17 protein-coding genes are annotated in these 18,632 nt (G+C 34.6%); 4 read left to right on the top strand and 13 right to left on the bottom strand.

Annotated elements, in window-relative coordinates; genetic code table 11:
- Nucleotide 1 precedes the first annotated feature (1 nt).
- Nucleotides 2-1,516 (bottom strand): SrfA family protein, encoded by a 1,515-nt coding sequence (locus H3T96_RS07315; RefSeq protein WP_144092001.1) that lies wholly within the window; start codon nucleotides 1,514-1,516, stop codon nucleotides 2-4.
- A 277-nt stretch (nucleotides 1,517-1,793) separates the two neighbouring features.
- Nucleotides 1,794-3,677: a bifunctional glutathionylspermidine amidase/synthase gene (gene gss / locus H3T96_RS07310; RefSeq protein ID WP_144092002.1), complete on the bottom strand. Its 1,884-nt coding sequence runs from the start codon at nucleotides 3,675-3,677 to the stop codon at nucleotides 1,794-1,796.
- Nucleotides 3,678-3,885: 208 nt separating this feature from the next.
- Between gss and ybeD the strand changes: the two genes are divergently transcribed.
- Nucleotides 3,886-4,152 (top strand): DUF493 family protein YbeD, encoded by a 267-nt coding sequence (gene ybeD, locus H3T96_RS07305; RefSeq protein ID WP_025314454.1) that lies wholly within the window; start codon nucleotides 3,886-3,888, stop codon nucleotides 4,150-4,152.
- A 65-nt stretch (nucleotides 4,153-4,217) separates the two neighbouring features.
- The gene (locus H3T96_RS07300; protein WP_144092003.1) at nucleotides 4,218-5,498 is read left to right on the top strand and encodes a bifunctional O-acetylhomoserine aminocarboxypropyltransferase/cysteine synthase; all 1,281 of its coding nucleotides are present in this window, start codon (nucleotides 4,218-4,220) and stop codon (nucleotides 5,496-5,498) included.
- 61 nt (nucleotides 5,499-5,559) lie between these two features.
- On the opposite strand, the gene adk is transcribed toward H3T96_RS07300, so the two are convergent.
- The 11 genes from adk to putP form a co-directional block, all read right to left on the bottom strand.
- Complete coding sequence (gene adk, locus H3T96_RS07295) at nucleotides 5,560-6,204, bottom strand: adenylate kinase (protein ID WP_039128367.1); 645 nt, start codon at nucleotides 6,202-6,204, stop codon at nucleotides 5,560-5,562.
- A 38-nt stretch (nucleotides 6,205-6,242) separates the two neighbouring features.
- The gene (locus tag H3T96_RS07290) at nucleotides 6,243-6,494 is read right to left on the bottom strand and encodes a zinc-ribbon domain-containing protein (RefSeq protein WP_025314451.1); all 252 of its coding nucleotides are present in this window, start codon (nucleotides 6,492-6,494) and stop codon (nucleotides 6,243-6,245) included.
- 3 nt (nucleotides 6,495-6,497) lie between these two features.
- Nucleotides 6,498-7,970 carry a ribosome biogenesis GTPase Der gene (gene der, locus H3T96_RS07285; RefSeq protein ID WP_144092004.1) on the bottom strand — a complete coding sequence of 491 codons (1,473 nt, stop codon included), beginning with the start codon at nucleotides 7,968-7,970 and terminating at the stop codon, nucleotides 6,498-6,500.
- Between the two features lie 18 nt (nucleotides 7,971-7,988).
- Nucleotides 7,989-9,161: an outer membrane protein assembly factor BamB gene (bamB, locus tag H3T96_RS07280; RefSeq protein WP_144092005.1), complete on the bottom strand. Its 1,173-nt coding sequence runs from the start codon at nucleotides 9,159-9,161 to the stop codon at nucleotides 7,989-7,991.
- Nucleotides 9,162-9,188: 27 nt separating this feature from the next.
- Nucleotides 9,189-9,902, bottom strand: coding sequence for a tetratricopeptide repeat protein (locus tag H3T96_RS07275; protein WP_039128378.1), 714 nt, complete (start codon nucleotides 9,900-9,902; stop codon nucleotides 9,189-9,191).
- 19 nt (nucleotides 9,903-9,921) lie between these two features.
- Nucleotides 9,922-11,199, bottom strand: a complete 1,278-nt coding sequence (gene hisS / locus H3T96_RS07270) for a histidine--tRNA ligase (protein ID WP_144092006.1) — start codon at nucleotides 11,197-11,199, stop codon at nucleotides 9,922-9,924.
- A 24-nt stretch (nucleotides 11,200-11,223) separates the two neighbouring features.
- Nucleotides 11,224-12,333, bottom strand: coding sequence for a flavodoxin-dependent (E)-4-hydroxy-3-methylbut-2-enyl-diphosphate synthase (ispG, locus tag H3T96_RS07265; RefSeq protein ID WP_086325938.1), 1,110 nt, complete (start codon nucleotides 12,331-12,333; stop codon nucleotides 11,224-11,226).
- 86 nt (nucleotides 12,334-12,419) lie between these two features.
- Entirely contained in the window at nucleotides 12,420-12,854 is a 435-nt protein-coding gene (locus H3T96_RS07260) for a RodZ family helix-turn-helix domain-containing protein (RefSeq protein ID WP_086325937.1), read from the bottom strand.
- Nucleotides 12,855-12,912: 58 nt separating this feature from the next.
- Nucleotides 12,913-13,779, bottom strand: coding sequence for a pyridoxal kinase PdxY (gene pdxY / locus H3T96_RS07255; RefSeq protein ID WP_144092007.1), 867 nt, complete (start codon nucleotides 13,777-13,779; stop codon nucleotides 12,913-12,915).
- Nucleotides 13,780-13,783: 4 nt separating this feature from the next.
- Nucleotides 13,784-15,055, bottom strand: coding sequence for a tyrosine--tRNA ligase (gene tyrS / locus H3T96_RS07250; protein WP_216354583.1), 1,272 nt, complete (start codon nucleotides 15,053-15,055; stop codon nucleotides 13,784-13,786).
- Between the two features lie 53 nt (nucleotides 15,056-15,108).
- Nucleotides 15,109-16,602, bottom strand: a complete 1,494-nt coding sequence (putP, locus tag H3T96_RS07245) for a sodium/proline symporter PutP (RefSeq protein WP_086325935.1) — start codon at nucleotides 16,600-16,602, stop codon at nucleotides 15,109-15,111.
- 262 nt (nucleotides 16,603-16,864) lie between these two features.
- Between putP and nth the strand changes: the two genes are divergently transcribed.
- Together nth and smrB are read left to right on the top strand one after the other, a co-directional pair.
- On the top strand, nucleotides 16,865-17,503 hold the full coding sequence (gene nth / locus H3T96_RS07240) for an endonuclease III (protein ID WP_065738293.1): 639 nt from the start codon (nucleotides 16,865-16,867) through the stop codon (nucleotides 17,501-17,503).
- A 7-nt stretch (nucleotides 17,504-17,510) separates the two neighbouring features.
- A complete protein-coding gene (gene smrB / locus H3T96_RS07235; protein WP_086325934.1) occupies nucleotides 17,511-18,053 on the top strand; it encodes an endonuclease SmrB in 543 nt (180 codons plus the stop codon).
- The last annotated feature ends 579 nt before the right edge of the window (nucleotides 18,054-18,632 follow it).

The raw sequence follows: 18,632 nt of genomic DNA, 5'->3' as shown, positions 1-18,632 counted from the left end.
CTTATTGTTTTTTCATCGTAATTGGGAACGAAGTTCCGTTATCATAAATTCCCTGGCAATCAGCTTGATTATTGTTGCCTGATTTACACTGAATCTTAGGTAATTGATATTTGCTATTATCACTACAAATAGCTTGGTTATTACTACCAATACTTAAATTAGCATTTTGAATACCACTATCAACTTGACCAACGCATTTAACGCCATCACTACGAGTAACGGTAACTTGGCCATTTCCATCTTTAAGTTCATAACTCAATTGTAATGGTTTACCTGTAGCCTTATCTTGAATTCCTCCACTAACAGACCATTGCCCATCCAAAAATTTAGTGGAACCTTGCTTTATTTGATCTGGAGATAATGTTAAGTTATCTACCTTATCCGGATTTATATTAGTATCAGAATTATTATCTTTATTTGACTCTTGAGGTATTTGACCTTTATTATCCTCATCTTTTGAGCCATTCAAATTATCTTTTTTATCAGTCTCAGCTGTGTTAGGAACACCAGCTTTGTCATCTTTATTATTTAAGGCGTCTGGAATTTGATTAATATCACCATTATTATTTTCAATATTGTTTGGTATTGCATTTGGATCAACAGTATTAAGAGCATCCCCTAGAACTTCAGTGTTAATAGGTACACCATTAGCATCAACTAAATTTTTTGAACTATTTTTGATGCCATTAATAACATTAATTTGTCTATCAATTACTTGATCTTTCGTTTTTACTTCTTTTACATCTTGTTTTTGATCTGCTGGCAAAAGTTGATTAATATTATTTTCCTTTGCTATTTCATGATTAATCGAAACGTCCACATTTTGTCGACACCCCCGTAACCCAAGTATTGCCAATAAAAGCAATAATAAAAGCAACAAACCAAGCAACCACGCCCACCAACGTTTCCACCATGGTTTTTTAATTACCTCTGGTTCACTTACTGTTGATGCTAAAGGGGTTGGTTGTTGTATAGATTTCAAACAATTAAATGGTGAATTATTTTGCGGTGTTTGTGGATAAACAAATCCCCAAAAGGTAATCACTGGTTTACCGTTAACAATATAAACAAATTGATTACTAGGAAAACGTATTGCCATCAAATTTGGTTCAGTGCTATCAATATTATTTTTTGGATCATAAATCAGACGACTAAAAAGTAATTGATCACCCGCTAAATTTGGATTGTTCGCAAGTTGTTTACCCAAATTGATAACTTTGTTTTCGAATTCTTTGAGTAAAATCAATGCTTCTTCTTGCTCTGATTCACTGGCAGAGGTCCAAGGAACAATATCATACTGTCCATCAGATTGAGTTGAATCAAAAGGAATATACCAATCAATAATATTACCTTGATCATTGCGTTGTGGAATAGCTAAATAATCAGCATACTGTTTACCTAACTTTACTCTAAACATTTCACGAATTTGGGCAGCAACTAAATAAGCGGCTTTACCGTCATGCCCCAGCATTTTGAAATCTTTTATATCACCACTTCGCAGTAAAGTATTTACCATATATTCCTTCTTATTAATTGTATTTATATTGTTATTATTTTTTTTATAATTGTATCAATTTTAACAAAAAAATTTATTATTGTAATTGTTAAACTCACCGATATTATGTCTTTTATATTTGAATGTTAATTAAAGCTTTATATATTTATTACAGAAAATAATACATTAATAAGTATTAATACAACAAAAATTATAATAACACCACTTAATAGAGTGATTCCCTTTAAATCTTATACTGAAACGTATGCATAACCTGAAACTTTTTTACAAAAACTCTTTATTGCAATTGTTTTAAAAACTCCTCATCAGTTAAAACACGTAATGGTTGCATATCACTTTCACCTTTTATAACCAAAGAGGGATCAGAACGTAAACATGCTCCGCCATAATGTCCACCTACAGTAAAAGTACATAATTGTAGATAACGATCATCAACCTTTGGCAAACACCAGAGTTCTTGATAAATGTTTTCTTGCTTAGCAAACTGTCCTACTGTTTTATCAAGAATCTGTTCTTGACTGCTAATTAATTGAATATCACTTCCCCGACGACCTGCAATAGGTTTAATGGCATAACCTTTTTTAATTAAACTGTCATTAAGTTCAAACGTTGATTCTAATAAATAACGGTGATTAGGGAATAAAGACCACAAAACAGGTAAAATAGCTTTATTACTTGGAATAACCGTCCATAAAGGTTCAAAAACTGAAACTTCAGGTCGTAAAAGCACATCAATTAATCTTACCGCATTTTCAGGATGCCAAGTGCGAATTGGTAAGCCGGCAATCTGAGCTTCACTTTCTTCTCGTAGTTGCTCTAGAACGGTTTCCCATGCCCATGTTTTCCAAACACATGTGACTTGTCGATCTTCATCATCAACTAATCGACCTCGCTTATCCCATTTTAGCCCATTAAGTCCACGTAGAATCTTGCTACTAAATCCTGCTTGGGTAAGGGCTGTTTGCATAAACAATGCATGATAATTTTCTTCACTATCGTTATCTTGCATAATATGAACAAAAGCTTGTGCATCGCTATGTGTCCAACAATTAGCTAAAGAATTGAGTAAACCACTACTTGGATTGACACCCACATTTAATCCTGCTTGAATTGCCCATTTATCAAGAATGTGTCCGGCTTCAGTATGGCAAGAAGCTGAATCAGCGTTATATTCGTAAACTTTAAAACCTCGTTCATCCATGCAAAAATCTAATCGTCCTGTGATCATTTGATAGCGACGCTGTTGCCATGAGAGTCTAAGCCTTGGCCATAATATTTCCGGAATATTAAAATTAATTAATAAGCTATCATCTTTTAATACTTTATCAGTAGCATGTAAATACATTAAATGTAATTCATTGGTTGCACGAATTAACTCTTGTTCGGCGCTTTCTGAAATGGTGAAATAACGATATTGATCGTCATGGCTGATTGCATGCCCTGTGGCTGATACATAGGCATTTTCGAGCGTATCTAATTCATTTAGCCACTTTTTATCAAATTGGCTTTCATTTTCAATATGAGCACTGTGGATCGCTAACAACGGATTAGGTACATTAGGTTGTGGTAAACTATGTTCGGTATTATCTGTTTGAATCATCCAACCAAGAATCGTTGTATCATCAAACGTATCATGTAACTGATAACCGCCATCTATCCTTGTCATAGCAAGCTCACGAGTCCATTGCTGACCAATAGGCAAACGTGTATGTCTTACGTTTTGCTCAGCGATCCGAATTTTATCTTCAAATACTTCGGTAATAATAGCGACATGACCGGTACGATCAAAAAATCCTCCATCATCCCAAACTAATAATGCACCTGCTTCTGGTGCACGTTTACTGCCATTGGCAAATGCTTGTAAAGGTAAAATCGCTTCATTAATAACATGTCTTAAAAATCGTAACGAGAATATCTCATGCGCCATACCCACATCGGTAAATACAATACCGTGATTTAAAAATAAAAATCGCCTAGCAAATTCGACACATTGCCATTTATATCCCATATATTCATGACCAGAATAACTGCGAAATGAGGCATCATTAGGGTAAAGGTTGGAATCTAATGTTTCATAATCAGATGAATAAATTGCAACGCCTCCTGGCGCATAACCTAATAATGTACCAAAAGATTCTTTGTTATTGGACAAAGATGACATGCTGTATTAACCTTATATTTATGAACAAAATGCAAGATAGATTTATCAAGCTATGTTAGAATTTCCCTATCATAGATCAAATTATAAGCTTTAAAAAGCGATGTTTATATTTCATATTACTTGAAGAAGTATAAACAGCCTATATATATTCGTTATTCTTGGTAGTCATACCAATAAAATGAACTAATAAAATGAGAAGTATAAAATTATGCAACAAACAAAATTAAATGAACTATTAGAGTTCCCTTGTTCATTCACCTATAAAGTGATGGGAGAAGCAAAACCAGAGTTGGTTGACAAAGTTGTATCCGTAATTCAACGCCATGCGCCTGGTGATTATACTCCATCTATCAAACCAAGTAGTAAAGGTAATTATCATTCTGTATCGATTACTATTAATGCAACACATATTGACCAAATTGAAAATCTTTATAAAGAATTAGGCGAAATTGATATTGTAAGAATGGTTTTATAATTCATTGCTTTTTTTAAAATTTTTTCGCAAAATAGAGTCTCACACTGCAATAATGAGGCTCTAATATGAAACCAGAAACCATTGCCATCCATACTGGCTATACACCCGAGTTAACAACCCACGCTGTTGCTGTACCTATTTATCAAACCACTTCTTATTCTTTTGATGACACACAACATGGCGCAGATCTTTTTGATTTGAAAGTGCCTGGAAATATTTATACAAGAATTACAAATCCAACTAATGCAGTACTTGAAGCAAGAGTTGCGGCCCTTGAAGGCGGAGTTGGCGCCTTAGCTGTAGCATCAGGTATGGCTGCCATTACTTATGCAATTCAAGCAATTGCTTTTACTGGTGAAAATATTGTTTCAGTTTCTAAGCTTTATGGTGGAACGTATAATTTATTTGCTCATACATTACCTAACTTTGGTATTACAACTAAGTTTGCCCCTCACGATGATCTTGTTGCTATTGAAAAACAGATAGATAACAAAACTAAAGCCATCTATTGTGAAAGTATAGGTAATCCCGCTGGCAATATTGTTGATATTGCGGGATTAGCGGATATTGCTCATCGTCATGGTATCGTTTTGATTGTCGATAATACTGTTGCGAGCCCTGCACTTTGCCGACCTTTTGAATTTGGAGCGGATATTGTCATTCATTCCCTCACTAAATATATTGGTGGACACGGCAATAGTTTAGGTGGAATGATTGTTGATTCAGGTAAATTTCCTTGGAAAGATCATGCGGATAAATATCCAATGTTAAATCAACCTGACCCATCTTACCATGGCGTTTCATATACTGAAACATTTGGTACTGCTGCTTATATAGCGCGTTGTCGTGTTATACCATTGCGTAATATGGGGGCAGCATTATCTCCATTTAATACTTTTTTACTATTACAAGGACTCGAAACATTATCTTTAAGAGTTGAACGTCACTGTCAAAATACCCTAAAAGTCGCCCAATATTTAGAAGCTCATCCCCAAGTTAGCTGGGTAAATTATGCTGGTTTATCAAATCATCCAGAACACCAATTAGCCATAAAACAGATGGATAATGGTTTGCCAGCTGGTATTTTATCGTTTGGTATAAAAGGAGGTAAGCAAGCCGGAGCTAAATTTATTGACGCATTAAAACTGATAATTCGCTTAGTTAATATCGGCGATACTCGTTCACTAGCTTGCCATCCAGCCACCACAACACATAGACAACTTAATAATGAAGAGCTGCAAAAAGCAGGAGTCAGTCAAGAAATGATTCGCTTATCTATTGGTATCGAACATATTGATGATATTATTGCTGATCTAGAGCAAGCCCTTACAGCTGCTTCGAATTGACCTATTATGCAATAAAAAAGTCAGATAGCTAAAAACTATCTGACTCTTTTACTAAAATCAATTAGCCTAAGATTTTAGCTAATTCTTTTGTAACATCAGCAACCGGCTGGGTTCCATCAATACGGAAATACTGTGTACGACCTTCTTTAGCTTCATGTTGATAATAACTAATCAAAGGTTTAGTTAAATCATGATATTCAACAAGACGTTTACGAACAATTTCTTCGCTATCATCTTTGCGAATAGTTAGCGATTCACCAGTAACATCATCAATATTTTCAACTTTTGGTGGATTATGACGTATATGATAAACACGACCAGAAGCAGCATGGATTCGTCGTCCACTCATACGATCAATAATCACTTCATCAGGCACATCAAACTCAAGTACATAATCAACATTAATACCAGCAGCTTTCATTGCATCAGCTTGTGGCACTGTACGAGGAAAACCGTCTAATAAAAAACCATTAGAGCAATCACTTTGTGCAATACGTTCTTTAACTAGTGCTATTACCAGCTCATCAGTAACAAGTTTTCCTGCATCCATAAGTGATTTTGCTTGTAAACCTAATGGGCTACCTGCTTTTACTGCTGCACGTAGCATATCCCCAGTTGAGATTTGTGGGATACCATACTTTTGCATAATAAATTGTGCTTGGGTTCCCTTTCCTGCCCCAGGTGCACCTAATAATATAATTCGCATTAAATAACCTCTTATAACTTTAATATAAATAGTTTTTTCTATTCTGGTAAATAATGAAATATCACTTTACTACTTGATATTAAACCATCTGTTTGACAAATATAATTGATCGAGCCACAGCCTTTAATCATTTGCGCACTTTGTTGGCAAATTGGACATATATATTGTTCAATGTAATGTTGTTGGCATTTAGAACAACTGAAATGTTGAGGAGAAACACTACTCATTTTTTCATTACAGTTTGGGCAAATGCCTTCTTGTCCATGATTAACTGCTATTTTTTTTGGCATAATTTATTTTCGACCTCGAACATGTTTCATCAACCGGCGACGTTTACGTTGCTGTGATGCTGTTAAGCTATTTTTTCGACCTTCAAATGGGTTAGCTCCTTCTTTGAATTGTATTCGAATTGGCGAACCCATAATTTTTAATGAACGTCTAAAATAGTTCATTAAATAACGCTTATAAGAGTCAGGTAAATCTTCAACTTGATTACCATGAATAACAACAATTGGTGGATTATAACCACCCGCATGTGCATATTTTAATTTGACTCGACGACCACACACCAAAGGAGGTTGGTGATCATCTTGTGCCATTTGCATTATTTTTGTTAGTAGTGCCGTATTTACACGACGCGTTGCACAATCATAAGCTTCTTGAATGGAATCAAATAAATTACCAACTCCACTACCATGTAAAGCAGAAATAAAATGTACTCGAGCAAAATCAATAAAATCAAGCCGATCATCAAGAGTTGCCTTGACTTGTTCTTTGATGTCTTGTGATAAGCCATCCCATTTATTAACAGCTATTACAAGTGAGCGACCACTATTTATAATAAAACCAAGTAATGATAAGTCTTGATCTGACACTCCTTCTCTGGCATCAATAACTAAAATCACAACATTAGCATCTTCAATTGCTTGTAATGTTTTAATGACAGAAAATTTTTCAACGGTTTCGGTTACTTTACCTCTTTTACGAACACCTGCGGTATCAATTAAGACGTATTCACGTTCATCACGTGTCATTGGTATATAAATGCTGTCTCGCGTTGTTCCTGGCATATCATATACAACAACACGCTCTTCACCTAATATACGATTAGTTAGTGTTGACTTACCAACATTTGGACGCCCAACAATAGCAACCTTGATAGGTTGATTTATCAGTGATTGAGTATCATCATCAAGGACAAGATCATCATATGACTCGGGCAAATCGTTAGATGATTCATCGTTAACAAAATTATTTTGCTGTTCATCTTTGAATTGAAAAATAGGCTCTAAAACAGTCTCAATTAATGAACTTACTCCTCGACCATGACTAGCAGCAATTGAATGAATCTCACCTAATCCTAACCCATAAAAGTCAGAAATAGCAATATCAGCATCAATACCATCAATTTTATTTGCTACTAAAAATGTAGCTTTCTGGCGGGAACGCAGGTGTTTAGCGATAGCATGATCAGCAGGCATAGCACCTGCTCTAGCATCTACTAAGAAAAGAACAATATCTGCTTCTTCAATTGCTTGTAGGGATTGTTCTGCCATAAAGCTTTCAACCCCATCTTCAGTTCCATCAATACCGCCAGTATCAATGACGATATATTCATGTCCTTTAATTTCGGCTCGTCCATATTTACGATCACGAGTTAATCCGGGAAAATCAGCAACTAATGCGTCTCTAGTTCGAGTTAACCGATTAAATAAAGTCGACTTTCCAACGTTTGGACGACCAACTAGTGCTATAACTGGTACCATGTATATTCTCTATTTACCTTAATTTTTTATAAACGCATAAATATCACCATTTTTAGCTTGAACAATTATTTTATTGTCTACTATTAATGGTCGCGATATTAAACCACTACTACTTACTTGTGTTTTAGCAACGATTTCGCCACTATCTTTATTTAGAAAATACAAATAACCTTCAAAGTCACCTACAATAATATAATCTTGGTAAACAACTGGATCGGTTAATTGACGATGTAAAAGGCTTGGTTGGGTCCAGTCCAGTGCACCACCTTTTTTAGTGATAGCTTGAACATTATCATCCTGATCAACAACGAATATCTGTTGGGAATCAACAGCAAAACTATGTGTTGAACCTAATTGCTTACGCCAAACAACTTGACCATTACTTAGATCCAATGCTGCAACATATCCATTATAACCAATAGAATAAACCAAATTTCCTTCAACAACAGGTGTAGAATCAACATCGTTCAATTTTGCAATTTCAGTTGAACCTGTCGGTTGAGAAATACGTTGCTGCCAAATGAGTTGGCCATCTTTGATATAGTAAGCATTTACTCGCCCACTATCATCCCCCACAATTGCCGCACCATGAACGACCGTTGGTGTTGAATTGCCTCTTAACGACAAAGATGGAGTATCAAGAGTTACATCCCACAGTTCTTCACCGGTATTACGGTTTAGTCCTTGTAAAATGCCATTAGCAGAATGAATAATCAATTTATCCTGAGAAGATACAGGTCGAGCAAGTACTTCGCCGTTTACTTTTTTTTCCCAAACAACTTTACCATTACTACGATCTAAGGCATAAACAACCGCCCGTTCACTTCCAATGTAAACATATTTGTCATCAACGCTTACGCCACCAGAAAACAAAGCTGTTTTGCTACTAAAAAATGTGCTTTGGGATAAATTTACATCCCATATAGTATTACCACTTAATAAATCAATGGCTTTAACTTGTCCACTGCGACTAGCAACATAAACAGTATTATCATAACTAGCAGGACCTAATAAGGAGTAAATTTGCGTATTTCCCGATGTACTATTTCGCCATATTTGCTGAATAGGAAATTGACTTTTTACTGTTGGTGAAGGTGAAATCTGTACGATCTCTTCTTCACCACCAAATAAGGAACATCCCGCAAGTGAACAAATTAAAACACTGGTAAAAAAATATTTTGTTAACTTCATATTCTATGACCCTTATAGCAGGATAAATTAATTTTTACTTTCTTCTGTTGCTACATTATTCCCTTGTGACTCTTGTTCTGCCTTATCTTTTATTGCTTGTTCTTCCTGTTTAGCTTTTAAGTATTGTGCTTCATTTAATTTCATTTTTATGTTTGTTTTTAACTCATTAGTTGAGGATGAAGTCAACGCAAGGTTATATGCATCAACAGCATCACTATAACGAGCCATCTTCACAAATATATCACCACGGATATCGTTTACAATAGTCATCCAACTTTGTTCAGATACCTTACCTAATGAAGTTAAACTATCTTGATATTTTTCTTGTTGATATTGTAAACGAGCTATTCGAATATATGCGATTGCTTTAACGGGTTCTGCATCCGTTTTCTTTAGAGAATCCGTTAGTAAAACTTGTGCGCCTGCATAATCTTTTAATACGTCAACATAAAATTTAGCCGCATTAAAACTAGCAAATACACTATAAATAGTGTCGTCTTTTTTAGCAAAAGCGACTAATTCATTGACAGAATCGGGGTTACTATTATCTAATTTCGCTATTAATTGTTCATATCGTTCTGATGACTCAATTGACTTATCTACTTTATAAGATTGCCAATAATGCCATCCATAAAAAGCTAGTAAACCAATTACGATAACTGCAACCATTATTTTCCATTTTTTTGCAAAAAATTCTTTAATCTCCGAAAATTGTTCCTCAGGCGTTAATTGATGACTCACTTTTTTCTCCTATTATCCTTTATAGTATAGCCAAACAAGTTTGAATAATATTTGTTTGCGCTACTTCAACTTGTTCACCGTTTTGTAAATTTTTAATGGTTACTGTTTGGTTTGCTATTTCATTTTCACCAATAATAACCGCTATTTTAGCACCTAATTTATCAGCCTTGGCAAATTGTTTCTTGAAATTACTGGAACCATAATTGGTGACAATGCGTTTTTCAGGTAATCCATCTCGTAATTGTTCTGCTATACATTGTGCTGCTGAGATTGTCTTTTCATCACCGGATGAAATCATATAAATATCAATTGAATTATCACAGTTCAATGAAGGGTTGACTGCTTGAACTAATAAAACTAAACGCTCAACACCCATAGCAAAACCAACAGCTGGTGTAGGTTGTCCTCCTAGTTGGCTAACAAGACCATCATAACGACCACCACCACAAACGGTACCTTGTGCTCCTAAACTGCTTGTTACCCATTCAAAAACAGTGCGATTATAGTAATCTAATCCACGAACTAACCGTTGGTTAATATTGTATTTGATTCCAGCATTATCTAATAAGCGACACAAACTATCAAAGTGCTCTTTAGATTCCTCATCCAAATAATCAAATAATTTTGGCGCATTATCTAACAATTCTTGTATAACAGGATTTTTTGAGTCAAGAACTCTTAATGGATTGGTATACATTCTACGTAGACAGTCTTCATCCAATTTATCTTTGTGTTGTTCAAGGAAGCTCACTAAAGCATTACGATAATTTGCTCGAGCCTCAAGAGAACCAATTGAATTAAGTTCAAGAGAAGTATGCTGTTCAATACCCAGCGCTTTCCAAAAACGAGCTGTTAATAAAATAAGTTCTGCATCAATATTTGGTCCTTCAAGCCCAAAGACTTCAACACCAAATTGATGAAATTGACGATAACGCCCTTTTTGCGGTTTTTCGTAACGAAAAGCCGGCCCTAAATACCAAAGTCTTTGCTCTTGGTTATAAAAAAGACCATGTTCAATACCGGCACGAACACAACCTGCTGTAATTTCAGGACGCAGAGTAATGCTCTCATTATTACGATCATTGAATGTATACATCTCTTTTTCAACGATATCTGTGACTTCACCTACCGCTCTTTTAAAAAGTGCAGTATCTTCAACAATAGGTGTTCTAATTTCGTTATAACCATAGCTATTTAATACGCCTTTAACGATTTTTTCAATCTGTTGCCAACTTGCACTTTCAGTTGGAAGTAAATCGTTCATTCCACGTATTGATTGAATTTTTTTATCTGTCATTTTTTTATTCACTTTCTTTTAAAATTATAATTCAGTTGTTGAAATTTTATTTTTCAATAATAATGCTTTAGCACGGATTTTAGCTTCTAATTCGTCAATCATTTGCTCATTATCAATACGGCCTATTCGCACACCATCTTCATAAAAGCCACTTTTATTATGACCGCCGGCAACCCCCATAGTTGAAGCTAATGCTTCACCAGGGCCATTGACCACACAACCAATAATTGAGACATCCATAGGTGTAATAATATCTTCTAATCTTTGTTCTAATATATTTACCGTATTTATCACATCAAATTCTTGACGAGAACATGTAGGGCATGCAATAAAATTAATGCCTCGAGCCCGTATACGAAGTGATTTTAAAATATCAAATCCAACTTTCACTTCTTCTGTAGGGTCGGCAGCTAATGATACACGTAAGGTATCGCCAATACCTTCTGATAATAATAATCCCAACCCTATAGCCGATTTAATAGCGCCACTACGAACTCCACCAGCTTCAGTAATACCTAAATGCAATGGTTGCTTAATTTGCTTAGCCAACAATCGGTAAGCATCAACTGCTGTAAAAACATCAGAAGCTTTTACACTAACTTTAAACTGATCAAAATTAAGCCGGTCAAGTATATCAACATGACGCATAGCTGACTCTACAATTGCTTGCGGAGTTGGCTCCCCATATTTTTCTTGTATATCTTTTTCCAGTGAGCCTGAATTAACCCCTATGCGAATTGGAATATTTTTATCTTTAGCACAATCAACAACCGCACGTATTCTTGATTCGTTACCTATATTACCAGGATTTATCCTTAAACAGTCTACTCCATACTCAGCAACTTTCAGAGCAATGCGATAATCAAAATGAATGTCAGCAATAAGCGGAACTTTTGCTTGCTGTTTAATAAGTTTAAAAGCTTCTGCTGCATCCATTGTGGGAATAGAGACACGAACAATATCGACGCCAACACGTTCAAGAGCTTGAATTTGGGCTACGGTTTTTTCAACATCTGTTGTACGAGTATTTGTCATCGATTGAACAGCAATTGGAGCCCCACCACCAATAGGAACATTGCCGACATAAATTTGGGTAGATTCTCGTCTAATAATAGGTGAATCTTGATGACTCATAACATGCCTAATTATATTACAAAATAACTAGCCAGCAATCTTAACAAGATTTAAAGCAAAAGTCTGTATGAGAATAAGAAAATTTGCTAACTATTAACATGTTTAGATAGTGATGGAGAAATATAGTGACTAACTTCCACAAGATTACTTTTATTTTCTTTATTAACATAATATAGGGTAACACCTAATGTGCATAAAAAAACTAGAACAATCATAAGAAATATTTTTTTTCCATGTCTTTTTTTATATTTTTGTGAATAATTTTTCATTTCATAGGATTGGTAGTGGTGGGATAATTCATCAAGATAAGGTTGGTATTCATCAGCGGATAAACCTACTAGTTCAGCATAAGAACGGATATATCCTTTAACAAAAACAAAAGAAGTCCGAATCAATTGTTCTTTTTCAATGTCATCAATTATCGTTTTACGGACATGAATCTTATTGGCAATATCATCTTGAGTGAATCCCATTTGCTCTCTTAAATAGGCAAGCTTTCCTCCCAATGAAATGTTATCCATTATCCCCTCATGTATATAATAATCCAGAAAGATATCTCATTTTTACATATTTTGATAATTAATCAATTTTTTTCGCACTAAACCACTGAGTTGGTTTTGCTATTTCATCTTGTGCTGCAACCAATTGTAATTCATATTCATTTTGTTTTAAAGTTTCGAGCATAACAGCATACACCGCAGCAGTAGTATGTTCTAAAGCTTCTACCAATGATTTTCCAAGTAAAATATTAGCTAAAAATAATCCACTGGTCATATCACCAACACCAACCGGTTGTTTTACACCAAAATCAACTAACGGTCTACTAATGTGCCATGCTTCATTTTGAGTCACAAGTAACATTTCAAAACGATCATTATGATATCCTGCTCGGCTTAGATGTTTAACCAAAATAGCTTTTGGTCCTTTTTCACATATGGCTCTGCAAGCTAATATAGCCTCATCAACATTATTAATGTGTTGTTTACCGTTAAGTTCTTCAAGCTCAAGTATATTGGGTGCCATTATATCTGCCATAGGTAATGCAGTATTACATAAAAATGCAGATACACCTGGTGCAACAAAGCAGCCTTTTTCAGGATGCCCCATCACTGGGTCACAAAGATAAATAGCATTTGGATTAACAGCTTTTACTTTTTTAACAATCTCAATAATGGCATCACCTTGTTCTGGTGATCCCATATAACCACTTAGTACTGCATCGCAACGTTTTAATTCATCAATGGCATTAATTCCATCAACAATCTCAATCAGATGAGATGCAGGCATTACCGTTCCAGTCCATTGATGATATTGAGTATGGTTAGAAAATTGTACTGTATTTAGAGGCCAAACATTTACCCCTATTCGACGCATAGGAAACACAGCAGCACTATTTCCCGCATGACCAAATACCACATGTGACTGAATCGATAAAATACTTTTCATGGAATTATCTCCAAATTAATAAGCAATAATATTTTTTACCACGACGAAGCAAGGTATAACGATTAAAAAGTTTATCATTATCTGAAAAACGATAATCAGTTGTTGTATTACGTTCACCATTAATTGAAATAGCATTCGATTCAATCATAGTTCTAGCTTGCCCTCGTGATGGTGCAAATTGAGCATTGACAATTGCTTGTTGTAAATCAACATCACTTTCAACATCAAGCGTTGGCATGCCATCTTGCGCAAGCTGTTCTAGATCGGCTTGCGATAAATCACTTAATCGCCCTGAAAATAAGCTTTCAGTAATTCGTTTAGCTGCATTTAGTCCTTCTTCACCATGTACTAAACGAGTAACCTCCTCGGCAAGAACATATTGAGCACGAGGTGCAACACCACTATTTTTATCTTCTTCCTCTAATGCATCAATTTCATTTAATGGCATAAATGTAAAGAATTTCAAAAACCGATAAACATCAGCATCAGCAGTATTAATCCAGAATTGATAAAATTTATACGGACTCGTCTTTTTAGGATCAAGCCATACTGCACCACTTTCGGTTTTACCAAATTTAGTTCCATCTGATTTTGTGATCAAAGGTACGGTCAAACCATAAACTTGTTTTTGATGTAAACGACGCGTTAAATCTATACCACCTGTAATATTACCCCACTGGTCAGATCCACCAATTTGTAAAACAACATTATGAGATTTATTTAAGCAAGCAAAATCATAGGATTGTAATAGACTATAAGAAAATTCTGTAAACGAGATCCCTACTTCATCGCGATCAATACGTTGCTTGACAGATTCTTTGTTAATCATGGCATTAACCGAGAAGTATTTACCAATATCACGTAAAAATGTTAGGACGTTCATGCTACCAAACCAATCGTAGTTATTGGCAACAATAGCCGATTGTTCACCACAATCAAAATCTAAGAATGGTGAAACTTGCTGTTTTATTTTTTCACTCCATTCAACAACTGTTTCTTGAGTATTAAGTTTGCGTTCAACGGCTTTAAAACTAGGATCACCAATTAATCCTGTCGCGCCACCAACTAAAGCAACAGGTTTATGACCTGCTAATTGAAAGCGTTTTAAACAAAGTAACGGTACCAAATGCCCTAAATGTAGGCTATCGGCTGTTGGATCAAAACCACAATAAAGCGCAATAGAATTTTGTTCAATTAGTTCTATTAGTGCTTTTTCATCAGTAAGCTGAGCAATAAGTCCTCGCTCTTGCAGTTGTTTGATCACATTTTTTGTCATAATATTCTACCTATTAAATTTTTTACGATTTATATTTTATTTTAAATAATAATCTATTGTGTCTTGTTATGATAACGTTTATACGCTTGTTTGAAATGATCTTCCACTATTTCATTAGGTTTTTTATCAAAAAGGCTAAAAATAATAATGCCAATAGAAGCAAATAAAAATCCAGGAATAAGCGAATAAAGATTAAACCAATTAAAATTAATCCAAAGTAATACAGTTACTGCACCAATTATCATACCGGCTAATGCTCCGTTACGTGTCATACGTGCCCAAAAAACAGAAAATACAATAATAGGACCAAACGCCGCACCAAAACCAGCCCATGCGTGGCTAACCAAATCAAGTACACTGTTATTTGGATTAATCGCTAATAATATTGCTACAATTGATACAATTAGTACCATTATACGCCCAACCCAAACAAGTTCTTTTTGTTTTGCTTTTGGTCTAAAAAATGCGCGATAAAAATCTTCTGTTAATGCACTTGAACAAACCAACAATTGGCAACTTAGAGTACTCATAACCGCAGCTAAAATAGCAGCCAATAAAACACCTGCAATCCAAGGATTGAAGAGTAATTTTGACAATTCAATAAAAATACGTTCATGTTTACCATCATTGATTAGATAGGCTAAACTAGGATTATGAGCAAAAAAAGCAATACCAAAAAAGCCAACAGTAATTGCGCCTCCTAAGCATAAAATCATCCATGTCATACTAATTCGACGAGCATTTTTCATTACATCATGCGAGTCTGCAGCCATAAATCTCGCTAAAATATGAGGTTGACCAAAATATCCAAGCCCCCATCCCAATAGTGAAATAATGGCAACAAAATCCATATGAGCAAATAAATTAACATAATCAGGATTAAGTGATTCAATATAATTCATTGCATCAGTAAATCCACCAGCATTCACCATAACCATAATTGGGGTTAAAATAAGTGCAAACATCATCAAACTAGCTTGAATAGTGTCAGTCCAACTTACTGCTAGAAATCCACCAATAAATGTATAAGCTATCGTTGCTCCAGCCCCAGCTAACATTGCCCATTCATAACTCATACCAAATGTACTTTCAAATAACTTAGCTCCTGCAACTACACCTGAAGCGCAATAAATAGTAAAGAAAATAAGAATAATAATGGCTGAAATAATACGGAGTAATGAGCTTTTATCATCAAATCGGCGAGCAAAGTAATCGGGTAATGTTAATGAGTTATGGTTAATTTCAGTAAAAACACGCAGTCTTCCAGCAATCAGTAACCAATTTAGATATGCACCAATTATTAAACCAATTGCAATCCAGCTTTGCGAAATACCAAACAAAAAAACAGCGCCAGGAAGCCCCATTAACAACCAACCACTCATGTCAGAAGCTCCAGCAGAAAGTGCTGTCACAACGCTACCGATACGACGTCCACCTAATATATAATCACCAAAGTTTTGTGTTGCGCGAAACGCAAAAAAACCAATTGCAATCATTCCTAAAATGTACACAGCAAAGGTGACAATCATTGGTAACGACATTTTTATAATATACCCTGTAAAATGAAATTTAAAATAGTTGGCTAGCTTACCATAAAAAACTTATGCTAAAAAGCAGGCGATTTATAGATATCTATGAACAAAAAAACTAAAGATAACCTGATGCTAACATTAAGAATATTTAATTTATATTTTAATAGCGACCTATCTTCATAGGTATAAGCTATTTAAAAACTAAATTTAACCTACAGATAAACCCTAAATTAGGGTATATAATAAATGGCAAATCACTTTTTCATATAATCATTTTGTGAAACAATTAACTCGAATTCAGATTTTAGAAAGACTAAAAGAACATATTAAAGATCCTACAACTGAGCTTGTATACAAAACGCCTTTTGAATTACTCATTGCGGTTGTACTTTCAGCTCAAGCTACTGATATTAGCGTCAATAAAGCAACGAAACCATTGTTTGCTGTCGCCAATACTGCTGAACAAATTTTAGCCCTTGGCGTTGATAAATTAAAAGATTATATTCGCACAATCGGTCTCTATAATAGCAAAGCCGAAAACATCATAAAAACATGTAAAATATTAGTGGATAAGTATCAAGGACAAGTACCAGAAAATTTTGATTCACTTATTGCATTGCCTGGTGTTGGTCGAAAAACAGCAAATGTGGTACTAAATACCGCTTTTGGTTGGCCAACAATTGCGGTTGATACCCATATCTTTCGTGTCAGTAATAGAACGGGTTTTGCTCCAGGTAAAACAGTTGAGGCTGTTGAAGAAAAATTACTAAAGGTTGTTCCAGAAAAATATAAAATTAATTGCCACCATTGGTTAATTTTACACGGTCGTTATACTTGTATTGCTAGAAAACCCAGATGTGGTTCATGCGTAATCGAAGATCTATGCGAATTTAAAGATAAAATTTACCCTGAGTGAAAAAATAATGCTAAATAAATTCAAATTAACCCACGATGATATCAATTTATTTAAAAATAGCCTTGGAGATACCAAAAAGATAAAGCAAGATACTGTGCTCCACAAACCACAAAAACGCTCACAAAAAGTAATAGAAACCCAAAAACAGCAACATGAAAAAGTTAATACTGAGTTTTATTTTTCAGATGATTATCAACCACTATTACAAGAAGATCCCATTCGTTATAGTAGAGAAAATGCAGATCCTAACGAAGTCAAAAAATTACGACGCGGTTTTTATGAACCTGAATTTTTTTTAGATTTACATGGATTGACACAACGAGAAGCAAAAAAAGAGATAGCCGCGCTTATTGCTGCGTGTTTGCGAGAAAAAACACCATGTGCATGCATTATGTATGGACATGGAAAAAACATATTAAAAAAACAAACACCAATGTGGCTTGCTCAGCATCCACAAATTATTTGCTTTCATCAAGCACCGAAAGAATTTGGGGGCAATGCAGCATTACTCATTTTATTTGATATCAATGATCAATCAGCTAATAATTAATGATAACTAATTGAAACATATAAATGTAAATGTGATAGTCTCGCCAAATTTCTATAACTAATACAGGATTTGTAATAATTTGTAGCAGTATAAGTATATTACCAATGAGTAACGAAAATTGTATAGAGATTTAGCATCGATACCAAATGGAAGTTTTTACTATGAGTTTTTACTATCATTTATTACTACCATTAATCACTTTCATATAATATATGAGTAACATAAAAATGATTAAAAATAAGTTACTACTTGAATATAAACACTTATTGTCAATATGATTGAGGTTAAATTTTTACGTCTCAATACTCTAAATAGCATGAAAATAAAAAAGCCAGCCTAGGTAAACCAAGCTGGCAAACATTGGAAGCAATGTGAGCAATGTCATACTTCTTAGAAGTCTTTCGACGTTCTAACAAAGTACGAATTGATGATAATGATTCTCATTATTAAAAGCAAGCGTTTTTTTTGACTTTTTTAAAATAAATTTTTCATGAATTGTTTTACGAATTAGATCAATATCTAACCAAATAAAAAAACACAAGAAACAAGTAGAGGCGGTAGCCTCTACTTGTAATAGAT

Origin of the sequence: Gilliamella sp. W8136 (assembly GCF_016101285.1) — a bacterium.
Lineage (GTDB): Bacteria > Pseudomonadota > Gammaproteobacteria > Enterobacterales > Orbaceae > Gilliamella > Gilliamella apicola_N.
This window is presented reverse-complemented; position numbering and strand designations above follow the sequence as displayed.